Origin of the sequence: Advenella kashmirensis WT001 (assembly GCF_000219915.2) — a bacterium.
In the GTDB taxonomy this organism is placed as follows: domain Bacteria; phylum Pseudomonadota; class Gammaproteobacteria; order Burkholderiales; family Burkholderiaceae_B; genus Advenella; species Advenella kashmirensis.
In genome coordinates this window covers 818,777-831,690 of the sequence record NC_017964.1, presented here as the reverse complement: position 1 = coordinate 831,690, position 12,914 = coordinate 818,777, and the positions used below count along the sequence as shown (strand labels likewise).

General features: G+C 56.3%; 12 protein-coding genes and 5 pseudogenes. 5 read left to right on the top strand and 12 right to left on the bottom strand.

Annotated elements, in window-relative coordinates; translation table 11 throughout:
• Positions 1-4: 4 nt before the first annotated feature.
• From TKWG_RS03920 to TKWG_RS03900, 5 genes and pseudogenes are all read right to left on the bottom strand, one after another.
• Positions 5-474 (bottom strand): annotated as a pseudogene (locus tag TKWG_RS03920) (F0F1 ATP synthase subunit B).
• 145 nt (positions 475-619) lie between these two features.
• The gene (gene atpE / locus TKWG_RS03915) at positions 620-862 is read right to left on the bottom strand and encodes a F0F1 ATP synthase subunit C (protein ID WP_014749574.1); all 243 of its coding nucleotides are present in this window, start codon (positions 860-862) and stop codon (positions 620-622) included.
• Positions 863-990: 128 nt separating this feature from the next.
• Positions 991-1,878, bottom strand: coding sequence for a F0F1 ATP synthase subunit A (gene atpB / locus TKWG_RS03910; protein WP_014749573.1), 888 nt, complete (start codon positions 1,876-1,878; stop codon positions 991-993).
• Between the two features lie 65 nt (positions 1,879-1,943).
• Positions 1,944-2,390, bottom strand: a complete 447-nt coding sequence (locus tag TKWG_RS03905) for an ATP synthase subunit I (RefSeq protein WP_085946384.1) — start codon at positions 2,388-2,390, stop codon at positions 1,944-1,946.
• A 261-nt stretch (positions 2,391-2,651) separates the two neighbouring features.
• Positions 2,652-3,431, bottom strand: a complete 780-nt coding sequence (locus TKWG_RS03900) for an enoyl-CoA hydratase (RefSeq protein WP_014749571.1) — start codon at positions 3,429-3,431, stop codon at positions 2,652-2,654.
• Positions 3,432-3,568: 137 nt separating this feature from the next.
• Here TKWG_RS03900 and TKWG_RS03895 point away from each other — a divergent pair.
• A pseudogene (locus TKWG_RS03895) lies at positions 3,569-5,352 on the top strand (M61 family metallopeptidase).
• Here the strand turns inward: TKWG_RS03895 and TKWG_RS03890 are convergent.
• The 7 genes from TKWG_RS03890 to gpmA all read right to left on the bottom strand — a co-directional run bounded on the left by TKWG_RS03890 (position 5,349) and on the right by gpmA (position 10,263).
• Positions 5,349-6,104, bottom strand: a complete 756-nt coding sequence (locus TKWG_RS03890; protein WP_014749568.1) for a HesA/MoeB/ThiF family protein — start codon at positions 6,102-6,104, stop codon at positions 5,349-5,351. The pseudogene TKWG_RS03895 and the gene TKWG_RS03890 overlap by 4 nt on opposite strands.
• 3 nt (positions 6,105-6,107) lie before the next feature.
• Positions 6,108-6,605 (bottom strand): prolipoprotein diacylglyceryl transferase, encoded by a 498-nt coding sequence (locus TKWG_RS24495; protein ID WP_050981524.1) that lies wholly within the window; start codon positions 6,603-6,605, stop codon positions 6,108-6,110.
• Positions 6,602-6,988, bottom strand: coding sequence for a S41 family peptidase (locus tag TKWG_RS24490; protein ID WP_407636887.1), 387 nt, complete (start codon positions 6,986-6,988; stop codon positions 6,602-6,604). The genes TKWG_RS24495 and TKWG_RS24490 overlap by 4 nt, the downstream gene beginning before the upstream one ends.
• Positions 6,873-7,706 carry a S41 family peptidase gene (locus TKWG_RS24485; RefSeq protein ID WP_050981522.1) on the bottom strand — a complete coding sequence of 278 codons (834 nt, stop codon included), beginning with the start codon at positions 7,704-7,706 and terminating at the stop codon, positions 6,873-6,875. Before TKWG_RS24485 ends, TKWG_RS24490 begins: the two co-directional genes overlap by 116 nt.
• A gap of 142 nt (positions 7,707-7,848) precedes the next feature.
• Entirely contained in the window at positions 7,849-9,039 is a 1,191-nt protein-coding gene (locus TKWG_RS03880; RefSeq protein ID WP_014749567.1) for a murein hydrolase activator EnvC family protein, read from the bottom strand.
• On the bottom strand, positions 9,008-9,448 hold the full coding sequence (locus TKWG_RS23510; RefSeq protein ID WP_014749566.1) for a metallopeptidase: 441 nt from the start codon (positions 9,446-9,448) through the stop codon (positions 9,008-9,010). The genes TKWG_RS03880 and TKWG_RS23510 overlap by 32 nt, the downstream gene beginning before the upstream one ends.
• A gap of 62 nt (positions 9,449-9,510) precedes the next feature.
• Entirely contained in the window at positions 9,511-10,263 is a 753-nt protein-coding gene (gene gpmA, locus TKWG_RS03875; protein ID WP_014749565.1) for a 2,3-diphosphoglycerate-dependent phosphoglycerate mutase, read from the bottom strand.
• Positions 10,264-10,443: 180 nt separating this feature from the next.
• On the opposite strand from gpmA, the pseudogene TKWG_RS25750 reads away from it, so the two are divergent.
• The 4 genes and pseudogenes from TKWG_RS25750 (at position 10,444) to TKWG_RS03855 (ending at position 12,814) form a co-directional block, all read left to right on the top strand.
• Positions 10,444-10,859: pseudogene (locus tag TKWG_RS25750) on the top strand (rhodanese-like domain-containing protein).
• Positions 10,860-10,932: 73 nt separating this feature from the next.
• The gene (grxC, locus tag TKWG_RS22920) at positions 10,933-11,193 is read left to right on the top strand and encodes a glutaredoxin 3 (protein ID WP_014749562.1); all 261 of its coding nucleotides are present in this window, start codon (positions 10,933-10,935) and stop codon (positions 11,191-11,193) included.
• A 39-nt stretch (positions 11,194-11,232) separates the two neighbouring features.
• A pseudogene (gene secB, locus TKWG_RS22915) lies at positions 11,233-11,768 on the top strand (protein-export chaperone SecB).
• Positions 11,769-11,774: 6 nt separating this feature from the next.
• Positions 11,775-12,814: pseudogene (locus tag TKWG_RS03855) on the top strand (NAD(P)H-dependent glycerol-3-phosphate dehydrogenase).
• Positions 12,815-12,914 lie beyond the last annotated feature (100 nt).

The following is a 12,914-nucleotide window of genomic DNA, read 5'->3' as shown; positions in this document are numbered from 1 at the left end:
CGAATTAAAGCTGTGCCTTGAGTTGGTTCAGCAACTCGGCATGCGTCTGAGGATTGACTTCGCGCTTGAGAATCTGCTCTGCGCCTTTGACGGCAAGGGCAGCTACTTCATCACGCAGGCTGTCCCGTACACGCTGCACTTCACGCTCGGCATCCTGTTGGGCCTGAGCGATGATGCGTGAACGTTCAGTTTCGGCTTCTCCGCGGGCAGCATCAACAATCGATGCAGCATGTTTTTCAGCGTCCTGCAAGCGAGCATGTGTTTGCTGCTTGGCATCGGCTTCGATCAGACTGATACGAGCCTGGGACTGAGCGAGATCCGCTTTGCCTTTGTCGGCTGCAGCCAGACCATCGGCAATCTTCTGACGACGTTCTTCAATGGCCTTGATCAGCGGAGGCCACACGAATTTCATCGTGAACCACGCCAGCACAAAAAAACGAGCGTCTGGAAAAAGAGCGTCGCGTTTAAATTCACGGTCGTTTCCCTTCAATAATGGGCGGTTTCGCCTGGGCGAAATCCTGAAATTTACTTGAACTTTTGTCATTGGCGAACCCTGAATGTCAGGGTTCGCTATTCCATCTTGTTCACCACCATCCGAAGATGGCCTTACGTCTTGTTATCAGGCACCAAACGGGCTTGCGAACGCGAACAGCATGGCGATACCAACACCGATCAGGAACGCAGCGTCGATAAGACCAGCCAACAAGAACATTTTAGTTTGCAAAACGTTCATCAGTTCTGGCTGACGAGCGGATGCTTCGAGGTATTTACCGCCCATGATACCGATACCGATACACGCGCCGATAGCGCCCAGGCCGATGATGAAAGCGCAAGCAAGAGCAACGAAAGCTGCTGTGGTCATGACAACTCCTTGTGGTTATGAACCTAAAACAATTTAAAGATGGAAAATTACTGCTTAAAATTTGGCAGACCGGTTGTTAATTTCCGATCTGCCGACTACGGCATAACAGAATCTGCTATGACGAAACCTTAGTGGCTCTCATGCGCCTGACCAAGATATACCAGGGTCAGCATCATGAAAATAAAGGCCTGGAGCAGGATGATCAGAATATGGAAAATAGCCCATATTGATCCGGCCAGTACCTGGCCGATGCCAAGCCCGATATTCATTGCGGAAAAACCGGTCCATGCGCCACCCAGCAGGGCAATGAGCATGAACAACAATTCACCGGCGAACATATTACCGAACAGCCGCATACCGAGAGAAACGGTTTTGGCAGCGTACTCGATGATATTGAGCAACAGATTGAAAGGCGACAACAGGACAGCGGCAAAGCCATGCGCATGAAACGGCGCAGTGAACAGCTCTTTAACAAAACCGCCGGCGCTCTTGATTTTGATACCGTAGTAAAAAGACAGCAGCAGCACAGCCAGAGACATTCCCATAGGAACGTTCAGGTCGGCAGTAGGAAGAATACGATGATAATACAGAGGACCGGGGGCGTGATGATCGCCAGCCAGACCCAACCAGCCAAGAATGGCACCCGGCAGATCAACCGGGATGAGGTCAAGCGTATTCATCAGCGTGACCCACAAGAACACAGTAAGTGCCAGGGGCGCGATGAACTTGCGCGAGACTTCGTTATGAACAATGCTTTTTGCCTGGTCGTTGACCATATCAACAACCATTTCGACGGCGGCCTGAAAACGACCAGGTACGCCATTGGTCGCACGGCGGGCAGCCAGCCATAGCAGGAATACGACAACCAGACCCATGGCCAGAGACCAGAACACGGAGTCGTAATTGATAACACTCATATCCAGAATACTGGTTTGAGGATGACCCGTATTATTCAGGTGCGCCAGGTGATGCTGGACATAAGCTGACTGAGGCGATACTTCGGCAGATGCAGCCATTTAGTACGTACTCCAAATGCGCAGCCGGTTCAGGCTGCATTTTGATTTATCCCATTTATGTCTGACTACCTGAGTTTATTCAACACAAGCAGCAGGACATACCCCTTCAATACAACAACAAGCCCAATCAGCAGCGCAGGCCAGACAAGGTAGGCTCCCGCGAACCTGACCACCAGAGCCAGCAATGCCAGCGTTCCGCCAATCTTCAGCGCTTGCGTCCAGAAGAACGTAAGCGCACCGGCATTAGCCTGACTGTAAATCTTTACAAGCATATGAAGAGCAGCGAACGAGGATGGGATCAGATAAATCAACCCCCCGGCCAGCGCCGATAGCGCTGCATAGCCCCCCGCGACAAGCCAGCTTACCAGTGCTGTTACCAGCAGCAACGCCGCTTGTGCCAGCACCAAATTAACCAGGCCCCTTGCCGCCCTTGCGTTCATTCTGGCCCGCTCTTGTGGAGTCAGACTCAGTGGACGCGCTTCCTGTGGCGTTGTTTGTGCTTTTTCTGACATTACCGGCGCAGCCTTTCCTACTGCGGTGTGTTGGTTATTGGCAACGGGCGCATCTGTGGACACCCCGGACTGCAAAACCGACCTTTCCGGCAAATGCTTCGTACGATCTGGTTCGGTTGCTCCCGTTTGATGACTCATGCCGATGGATGATTCATAAGTAAAGTAAAGCCCCCGCGCCGTTCATAACGGTTTTAGCATTCAGTTAAGCCATAGAAGTATATCGTATATTTCAAGTCATAGGCAAGACGCGGGGACGTTTTCTTACATATTATTGAAGGCAGGCGCACGCTTGCCAACAAAGGCGTCCATTCCCTCTTTCTGGTCCTTTGTGGCAAACGTTGCGTGAAATACACGGCGTTCAAACAACAGGCCCTGCTCAAGTGTTGTTTCCAGTGCCACATTGACGCATTCCTTGGCCATCATAAGCGTGGTCTGCGACATGCCGGCCATGCCCTGTGCGATCTCGATCACCTCATCGAGAAAATTGTCGACCGGCAGGACCCGGGCAACCAGCCCGGCGCTTTCCGCTTCCTTGGCGTCCATCATGCGACCGGTGAGCACCAGATCCATGGCCTTGGCCTTGCCTACTGCGCGGGTCAGCCGTTGCGTGCCGCCCAGGCCAGGGATGGTCCCCAGCTTGATTTCGGGTTGACCGAAGCGAGCGCTTTCGGCCGCATAGATGGTGTCGCACATCATGGCCAGCTCGCAACCCCCACCCAGCGCATAACCCGAGACTGCCGCAATAACTGGCTTGCGAATGACATTTTTCATGGTTTCCCAATCGCCGCCGATGTAATTGCTTTTATAGACATCCATATAGTCCCAGTCTTTCATGGCCGAGATATCGGCGCCGGCGGCAAAAGCCTTGTCGGAACCGGTCAACACAATGACATTGACATTGCTGTCTGCCTGCATGGCCAGCAACGCCTGGCTGAGCACGTGCATCAACTCATTGCTAAGCGCATTCAGGACCTTGGGGCGATTGATGGTAATGACGCCGACAGCGCCTTCGATACGCGATAAGACAAATTCTTCTGACATGCTTTGGTCTCCCTGTGAGTATTCGGATATTCACTGAAATTGTGTCGAATATTGTAGCCACTGAATGGTCAAAAAATGACAAACCTTCGGTTTTTGCTATAGTTACTTACTTCACCTCCAAATTTTACCGAGTCAGTATGCCTTCCGTTTCCTATCAGATCACACCCGCCGACCCCGCCGCTCATTATTTTGATGTCCAGATCACCATCAGCAACCCCGATCGTCGCGGCCAGGTTGTGTCGCTGCCGGCATGGATTCCAGGCAGCTATCTGATACGGGATTTTTCCCGGCATATTCACAGCCTGACGGCAAAGGCAGGCAGATCTGTGCTGGCCGTCAAAAAACTGGATAATCACACTTGGCAGGTAGCGCCCTGCACCAGCCGCCTCACGCTCAATTATCGGGTATACGCCTGGGATTTGTCGGTGCGCTGCGCCCATCTGGATCAGACCCACGGTTTTTTCAATGGCACCAGCGTTTTTCTGAAAGTGCACGGTCGCGAAAAGCAACCATGCCTGGTGACCATCGACCCAGGCAATAACGGTACCCGTCACTGGCGCGTTTACACCAGCCTGCGGCCGGCACGCCGGGGCCGACAAACGACCCTGCCCCACCGGTTCGGGGTCTATGAGGCGCCCGATTACGATGCCTGGTGGATCATCCGGTCGAGATGGGCACGCCTCATGTGGAAACATTCACCGTATGCGGCGCCAAACACGAAATGGTATTTACCGGCGTGTTACCCAACGTCGACTTCAAGCGTATTGCACGCGATACCGCGAAAATCTGTGAAACACAGATTCGTTTCTTTGAGCCGGGCACCCATCGCGCGCCGTTTCTGGACAGCGCCGATCGCTATGTGTTCATGACCTACGTGACCGGCAAGGACTATGGCGGCCTGGAGCATCGCGCCTCTACGGCGCTGGTGGCTTCCCGTCAGGATCTGCCCGTGATGGGCAATGATGAACGCAGCGAGGGCTATACCGGTTTCCTGGGACTGGTCAGCCACGAATATTTTCATACCTGGAATGTCAAGCGCATCAAACCGCAAGCCTTCGTTCCCTATGACCTGTCCCGGCCCAATCTGACCAGCCTGCTGTGGATTTTCGAAGGGTTCACGTCGTACTACGATGACCTGATGCTGCTGCGCGCCGGCGTTATCGATGAGAACGACTATCTGAGACTGCTGGCCAAGACCATTACCGGCGTGCATCGGGCGCCAGGCCGTTTCAGACAAAGCGTGGCCGACAGCTCTTTTGATGCCTGGAATCGCTATTATCGCCAGGACGAGAGTTCAATCAACAATATCGTCAGCTACTATACAAAAGGATCCCTGGTCGCACTGGCGCTGGATCTGAGCATTCGCAATGCCACCGGCAACCGCAAGTCGCTGGACAACGTCATGCGCCTGCTGTGGGACCGCTATGGCCGCCGCTTTTACCAATCACGTCAGCGCGGCTTGCAGGAGGATGAATTTGCAGGCTTGCTCAGGCAGGCAACGGGGGTGGATTTACAGTCATTTATTAACGCGGCCACCGAACAAACAGCCGATTTGCCCCTTGCATCTTTACTGGAAAAGCAAGGCATCAGCCTGTCCTGGGAGACCGAGCGCCGCGCACCAGGCATTGGCGCCACCATGCGAGCCACAGCGACCGGCGAACCGGGCCTGGCGCAGGTAATTGAAGGCGGCGCAGCGCATGCGGCAGGTTTGTCGGCCGGCGATATTTTGCTGGCTATGGACGGCCTGCGTATTGACGCGACAAACTGGGACAAACAGCTGGATCGTTACCAGGCCGGGCAGCAAGTACTTATTCATTATTTCAGACGTGATGAACTGCGCAGCACGCAACTCACACTGCAGGCGCCAGCTCATGACAAGTGCAATTTGGCCAGGCAATCTGCCAGCCAGGACAGCAATTAATAATCGCGCGCTGCACACACCGGGCAGGTAGGATTGCGCTCCAGCAGCAGCGTTTGCCATTGCATGGATAGCGCATCGAGCATCATCAGCCGGCCGCGCAAGTTGTCGCCGGCATCCAGCAGCGTTTTGATGGCTTCGGCGGCCTCTACGCTGCCGATGATGCCAACCAGCGGCGCAAAAACGCCCATGGTGGCGCAGTTGTCTGTTTGCAAATTATCTGAAGGAGGAAAGGCGCAGGCGTAACAGGGCGAGTCTGGATGGCGCGTATCAAATACCGTCACCTGGCCGGCGAACCGGATGGCCGCACCCGACACAAAAGGCTTGGCTTGCGCAACGCATACTTCATTGATGGCCTGGCGTGTACGAAAATTATCGGTGCAATCCACAATAATATCCACCCCGGCAAGCAACTGCCCCAGACGATCAGTATCTACCCGCTCGACGACTGTTTCCACTACGCAATCGGGATTGATCTCCGCAATGGCAGCGAGGGCCGATTCAGCCTTGCTCTGGCCGATACGCGCGGTGGTATGGATAATCTGACGCTGCAAATTCGACAGCTCAACCTGATCGTCATCCACCAGCACCAGCCTACCCACGCCGGCCGAGGCAAGATACGCGGCCACCGGCGAGCCCAGGCCACCGAGCCCGAGGATCAGCACGGAACTGGCAAGCAGTTTTTCCTGCCCCTCGATGCCGATAGCATCAAGCATCAGATGTCGCGCATAGCGCAGCAGCTGGTTATCATCCATTGGCTATTTTCCTGAGGGTTGCGCGGGTGCCGCCGGCTTGACCGCATCGGCCGGCGCCTTGCGCTCGGCTGGTGACGGCGCAGACGGCTCGGCCTTGTCAGGCTGATCTGCGTCAGCGGGCTCCCGCTTAACGGGCTCCTGCTTAACAGGTTCATCCTTAGCCGGCTTGTCGTCCTGGTCTTGCCCCGGTTTAGCGCTGCCCGAAGCTGCATCAATGGATTTTTTCTCCGCCTGTTTTTCCTTCTCGCTCAGTTGCTTCGGGGCAACCGGCGCACCGCCTTTGACGGGTTTGCCCAGCAGTTTATTGACCGCCTGCGTCAGCTGAAAATCACCCGCCGAGCCGAATTCAAAGACCTGCTCGTTCTCCGATGCTTCATTGGGTTTGATAGCAGTGGTGCCCTTGACTTCGCCGTTTTCACCCGCCTGTTCATTGCGCAGATGCTCAGCAAGGTCAGCCTCGCGCGGGAAGCTGAACAGATCACCTTTTTCGGTGTCGGTCACCACGATATCCGGGACAATGCCGGTGGCCTGGATGGAACGCCGGAGGGAGTAAAGTACCGCGCGGTGGTCAGCTTGAGCGCGGTGTTATCGTCCAGCGGCATGACGACCTGGACCGAACCCTTGCCGAAGCTGCGGTTACCCATGACCGTAGCGCGCTTATGGTCCTGCAGCGCGCCAGCGACAATTTCCGCGGCTGATGCCGAACCAACATTGATCAATACCACCATGGGAACGGTTCTGGTCCAGGCAGGCAGGTCTTTCAGATAATCACTCGAATTGTGAACGTAGTCCCGGGCATCTGCCTTGAACACATGGGAATCCTGATCGTCGCGGGATTTGGTGGACACAACGTTGATGCCAGGCTTGAGAAATGCTGCCGACACCCCGATGGCGCCGGTCAATAGCCGCCCGGATCATTGCGCAAATCCAGGACCAGCCTTTGGGCTTGCCCTTGGCGTCCAGTTGTTTTAAGTGCGTCGCCAGATCGGGGCCGGTACGCTCCTGGAACTGCGATACACGCACATAGGCTATGGCATCAGGCAGCATTTTGCTACGCACGCTTTGTACCTTGATCACCGCGCGCACCAGATCAAAGTCCAGCTGTTTGCCGGTAGACGGACGGCTGACCGACAGCTTGATCGACGTACCCACATCTCCGCGGAGATTTTTCACCACATCGTTCAGTGGCTTTCCTTCCATGCTTTCGCCATTGATGCCGGTAATGATGTCGCCGGGCATGATGCCGGCCTTGGCTGCAGGTGTATCTTCAATGGGCGAAATAATTTTTACAAAACCTTTTTCGGGCCCGATTTCAATACCCAGGCCGCCGAATTCGCCATCGGTGGACACCCGCATCTCTTCATACTCGAGCTCATCCAGATAGGCCGAATGCGGATCCAGGTCCTGAACCATGCCCTTGATCGCGGACTCGATCAGTTTCTGATCCTCTATGGGCTCTACATAGCTGTTTTTGATCGCGGCATAAACACGCGCAAAGCGCTGCAATTCGGCAAATGGCAACGACTCTTCAGCAGGCAGCGGCGCATGCGTCTCGGGCGCGGGAATCTGCCGCGCCGGATTGGCCGGCTTCTGCTGAGACAACGCCAGCCGGCGAATAGGCGATGCTCGCCTGAATCAGCCCGGTGATAATTACATATGACAACTGGCGCACTGCAAACAATTTCATTTAGAGTCTTCCGGATAAATGCGCGGCACCGTTACCGGGCCAGCCAGCTCATGGGATCTACCGGGGTAGACCCTTGTCTGATTTCAAAATAAAGGCCAGGGTCAACCTGCCCCCCGTCGCCCCAACACGGGCAATGGTCTCGCCAATGCGTACACGGTCGCCCACCCTCTTGCTCAGGCTCTGATTGTAACCATACACACTCAGATATCCATTCTGGTGATCCACAATAATGAGGTTACCAAATCCCTGAATCCACGACGCATACACCACGCTGCCGCTGCCAATGGCCTTGACCGGCGTGCCGTTGCCCGCCCGAATCAGAATGCCGCGCCACACATCGCCTGTATCGGGACGCGGCGTGCCGAAGCGACCCTGCACACTACCTCGTACAGGCCAGGGTGCGCCGCGCTGCAGGCCGGCAGTGCCGGATGAGGCTTCTGCTGCGGCCTTGCGCTCGTCTTCACGTGCCTTCTGTGCCAGCCGCGCTTGCTCTTCAGCTCTCAGGCGCGCCAGACGAGCCTTCTCGCGATCAATTTCCAGGTTTTCCCGCTGTATCCGTGCCAGCGCCAATTGCTCCTGCGCCGCTGCCGCAGACCGAGTGGCTGTATTCAGCTCGGGCGACGGCGAAACGCCAGCGCCGGCAGCGGGCGCATTTTCACGGGCGCGACGCAGCGCCTCTGCCTGTTCTTCGGCCGTCATATAAGCGCGCTGCTCTGCTTCCCGTGCCGCCTGAGCCTGACGCGCCGCCTGTTCGGCACGCTTTGCCGCAAGTGCCGCCTGCTGGGCAGCGCGACGAGCGGCCTGCTCACGGGCCTGCTGCAGCGCCTTGCGTCTGGCCGCCTCGCGTGCCTCGCGCTCAATCGCCGCACGACGAATGGCCTCGCGCTGTTTAACAATGCTGCCCTGAATATCATCGATAAGCGCGTTCAGGCGTTTGTCGTCCCGCGCCAGCTTGCCGGCCTGGGACCGCCGCGTTTTCAGATCTTCTTCGATCCTGGCCAGCACGGCGGCATGCTTTTGTTTTTCCTGCTCCAGATCAGCCTTGCCTTTTTCTGCATCATCGGCCAGTTTCTGCAATGTCTTCTGGTGGTCTGCCACCTTCTTTTTGACCGCATCCAGACGGGCGATTTCGGTATTAAGCGCTTGAACGGCCTGAGTTCTTGCCTTGGCCACATAACTGAGATAGGTCAGGTCACGGCCGATTTTCTGCGCATCATCACCCGAGAGCAGCGCGGCCCAGGGTGACACACCGTGGGTATACTGAGACTTGAAGCTGCTCTGCCAGTTCCTGGCGGCGCTGCTCCATGAGCGCCTGCTGCCCTGCCTGCTCCTGACGCAACTGATCCAGTTCCCTCTCGGTCTTGTCGCGCTGGCTATCCAGGTCATCAAGCCTGGCATTGAGCCGGGAAATTTCGGTCTCGGACTGGCGCAGTGATTCGGTGACATCCTTGCGGTCACTTTCGGATTCATCGATCCGCTTCTGCACCTGGGCGATTTTTTCCTGAAGGTCTCGACGCAATTGCTCGGCATTCTGCTGCTGCTTGGTAAGCGAAGAAATGGACTGCGCCCCCGCCGGGCCGCCGGCAAGCAGCGCCAGACAGGCAAGCGTTGCGCTGCCGAGCAAACGTAATGACGGCAAGGAACCGGGCCCACTCATGATGCCTTCCCTATGACCGGCATGCAGACAGAAGACGCAACGCGCGCGAGACCCGGATCACGTCAGTCCTTTTTAGCCTTTCCCTGGGCCGCAACAGCAGCCATGGCCGCAGCGATGGCTTCCTGATCGCCCAGATAGTAGTGCTTGATAGGCTTGAGGTTCTCATCGAGCTCATAGACCAGCGGCTGGCCGGTAGGGATATTCAGATTGACGATATCGTCTTCGGAGACCTGATCCAGATGCTTGATCAACGCACGCAGGCTATTGCCGTGAGCTGAAATAAGCACATTGCGACCGGCCTTGATCGCCGGCGCAATAGAGTCATTCCATAAAGGCAGGACCCGCTCCACGGTATCTTTCAGGCATTCGGTTGCGGGCAGATCGGCTGGGGCAATGCGGCTATAGCGCGCATCAAAGCGCGGATGACGTTCGTCATCACCGTCCAGCGGCTCGGGCGCAATGGCATAAGCCCGGCGCCATACCAGCACCTGCTCATCGCCATATTTCTGCGCCGTTTCCGCCTTGTTCAGGCCCTGCAACGCGCCATAGTGCCGTTCATTCAGGCGCCAGCTCGGATGCACAGGCGTGTACATGGCATCCATGGCATCCAGCGCAATCCAGAGGGTGCGGATGGCGCGTTTTAACACAGATGTGAATGCCAGATCGAAGGTGTAGCCTTCTTTTTTGAGCAGCTCGCCGGCTTCCCAGGCCTGCTGACGGCCGGTTTCAGTCAGATCGACGTCTTTCCAGCCGGTAAACCGGTTTTCAAGATTCCACTGGCTTTCGCCATGGCGCATTAACACTAGCTTATACATTGTTGATTCCCGCAAGACAAACTGAAAAACTGTACCGGGTTGAAAATCGGCCCGCCGCGTGCCTGCGGCCCGGGTCAACCATTAATTTTCCTCTATTTTACAGAAGTCTTATCGCGAATAGGCGAGCTATTTTATAATCAGTAAATTCAGCGTTTGAAAAACGCATTTTCAGGATTCATTGTGGATTTTCTTTTTTATCAGAACTCGATTTACTTTCTCATTTTTCTGCTGGTCTCTGGCGCACTGCTGGCTTTCCCCCTGCTGCGCAAACAGGGCAAGGGTAATACCGGGCTGAGCGTCAAAGATGCGGTCAACCTGGTCAACCGTGAAAACGCGGTGTTTGTCGATGTGCGCCCCGTCGATAGCTATCGCAGCGGCTCCATTCCTTCTGCGCGCAATCTGCCGGCTGCGACTTTGAACAGAAAGCCAGTACCCTGCCGCGTAACAAACCACTGATCCTGGTATGCGACAATGGGCGAGAATCAGCCAAAATGGCAGATGTGCTGCGCAGCAAAAACACCGAAAACGTGTATACGCTGGCCGGCGGCATGGGCGCCTGGAAGGCTGACGGCATGCCTGTCAAGCAACACAGCTGAGGCCATTGCCGGCGCCGCCACGGCGGCAGCCCACCGTATTCCATTGCTACACAGTGAACAGATAAGGCTCATGATGAAAAAAGTGACCATGTATTACAAGCAGACCTGCCCCTACTGCGTACGCGCAGAAAAATTATTGCGTGAGCGCGGGGTGAGCGATCTGGAGAAAATCAGTATTGACACAAACCGGGAGCAGCGGGCTGCTATGATTGAACGATCCGGCGGGCGCACAACCGTGCCGCAAATCTTCATCGATCAGGCGCATATCGGCGGCTGTGACGATCTGATAGCCCTTGACCGTGAGGGAAAACTGGTTACCATGCTGGGTGCATGACCCGCTTATTTTTGAAATTTACATCATTTAGGAAGTTATATGGCTGACGAAAACAACGCTGCATCGAACAACGACGCGACAGGAACAGATCCGGTATTCGCGATGCAACGCGTCTATCTTAAAGACCTTTCCCTGGAAATGCCCAACGCGCCGCAAATCTTCCTGGAGCAGGAAACACCGAACGTTGAAGTCTCCCTGAACGTCGGCGGCGAGCGCCTGGCCGATACCGTTTTTGAAGCAACCGTGACAGTGACGATCACCACCAAGATTGGCGACAAAACGCTGTATCTGGTCGAAGGCACGCAAGCAGGTATTTTTGAAATTGCCAATGTACCTGAAGAACAGTTCGAGCCACTCATCGGTATTGTCTGCCCGACCATGCTGTTCCCTTACCTGCGCGCCAACGTAGCCGATGCCATCAACCGCACCTCACTGCCACCACTGCATCTGGCCGAAGTGAACTTCCAGGCACTGTATGAGCAACGCGTTCAGGAAGCACAAAGCCAGGCTGGCGGCAATGGCGCACCAGACAGTGTTCAGGCATCTATGTGCCTCCCGGTACAACACGTCAATAAACGCTCATGACGCCTGCGCCCTCGCCGTTGTCATTGCGCGTGCTCGTTCTTGGAGCAGGCAGTTGGGGCACAGCGCTGGCGCATACCGCCTGCAATAATGCCCAGACCATGGTCTGGGCGCGGGACCCGGAAACGGCACGACACATCAACCAGCAGCATCGCAATCCGCGATATCTACAAGATATTCCCCTGCCTCCCAGCCTGCTTGCCAGCGACAATCTGGACCAGGCGTTTGCGTTTCTGCAAGAGGCGTCAACCTCCCTGATTATCCTGGGCACCCCTGTTGCCGCCATCGCCCACACCTGTACTATTTTGCGCGAGCGCCTGCCTGCTGCCGGCCTGCACACAACGCCTGTGCTGTGGACCTGCAAGGGATTCGAACAGCAAACGGCGCGCCTGCCTCACGAAGTGGTGCAGGCCATTCTTGACGATATCGTCCCCTATACCGGTGTGCTGTCCGGCCCCTCGTTTGCGCGTGAAGTAGCGCAGGGTCTGCCGGTTGCACTCACTGTGGCCAGCCGCCATGAGTGCGTGAGGGCACGTGCCACAGAGGCCCTGCATGCGGGCAATACGCGCATCTATCGAAGCCAGGACGTGGTCGGCGTAGAAGTGGGCGGCGCCATGAAAAACGTTATTGCGATTGCCTGTGGCATTGCCGATGGCCTGGCACTGGGCATGAATGCACGCGCGGCGCTTATTACCCGTGGACTGGCTGAAATGAGCCGCCTGGGCCTTGCGCTAGGCGGAGAGGCCGCCACCTTCAGCGGGCTGACCGGACTGGGAGACCTTGTCCTGACGGCAACCGGAGACCTGTCGCGCAACCGCCAGGTGGGCGTCGCGCTGGGCCGGGGTCAGGACCTGGAAACGATCCTATCTTCGGGCATGACCGCCGAAGGCGTTCGCTGCGCCCGGGCCGCCCTGACTCGCGCACGCGGCTGAATATTGATATGCCGATTACCGAAGCCGTTTGCGCTGTGCTGTTCGACAAAGTATCCCCGCTGCAAGCCGTATCCCGGCTGTTATCGCGCGAATCGCGCAGCGAATAACGCAGCGAATAAGGCAACCAATAGCGCGACAACGCCAATGCACGGGTAGTTCCAGTGCTGCCGGTCGACGACATTATGATTACACTTGCCATCGGGCTGC

What these genes read in the sequence shown, in the direction of transcription:
- atpE (WP_014749574.1), bottom strand. Translation starts at nt 862, where the DNA reads ATGACCACAGCAGCTTTCGTTGCTCTTGCTTGCGCTTTCATCATCGGC.
- atpB (WP_014749573.1), bottom strand. Translation starts at nt 1,878, where the DNA reads ATGGCTGCATCTGCCGAAGTATCGCCTCAGTCAGCTTATGTCCAGCAT.
- TKWG_RS03905 (WP_085946384.1), bottom strand. Translation starts at nt 2,390, where the DNA reads ATGTCAGAAAAAGCACAAACAACGCCACAGGAAGCGCGTCCACTGAGT.
- TKWG_RS03900 (WP_014749571.1), bottom strand. Translation starts at nt 3,431, where the DNA reads ATGTCAGAAGAATTTGTCTTATCGCGTATCGAAGGCGCTGTCGGCGTC.
- TKWG_RS03890 (WP_014749568.1), bottom strand. Translation starts at nt 6,104, where the DNA reads ATGGATGATAACCAGCTGCTGCGCTATGCGCGACATCTGATGCTTGAT.
- TKWG_RS23510 (WP_014749566.1), bottom strand. Translation starts at nt 9,448, where the DNA reads ATGAGTGGGCCCGGTTCCTTGCCGTCATTACGTTTGCTCGGCAGCGCA.
- gpmA (WP_014749565.1), bottom strand. Translation starts at nt 10,263, where the DNA reads ATGTATAAGCTAGTGTTAATGCGCCATGGCGAAAGCCAGTGGAATCTT.
- grxC (WP_014749562.1), top strand. Translation starts at nt 10,933, where the DNA reads ATGAAAAAAGTGACCATGTATTACAAGCAGACCTGCCCCTACTGCGTA.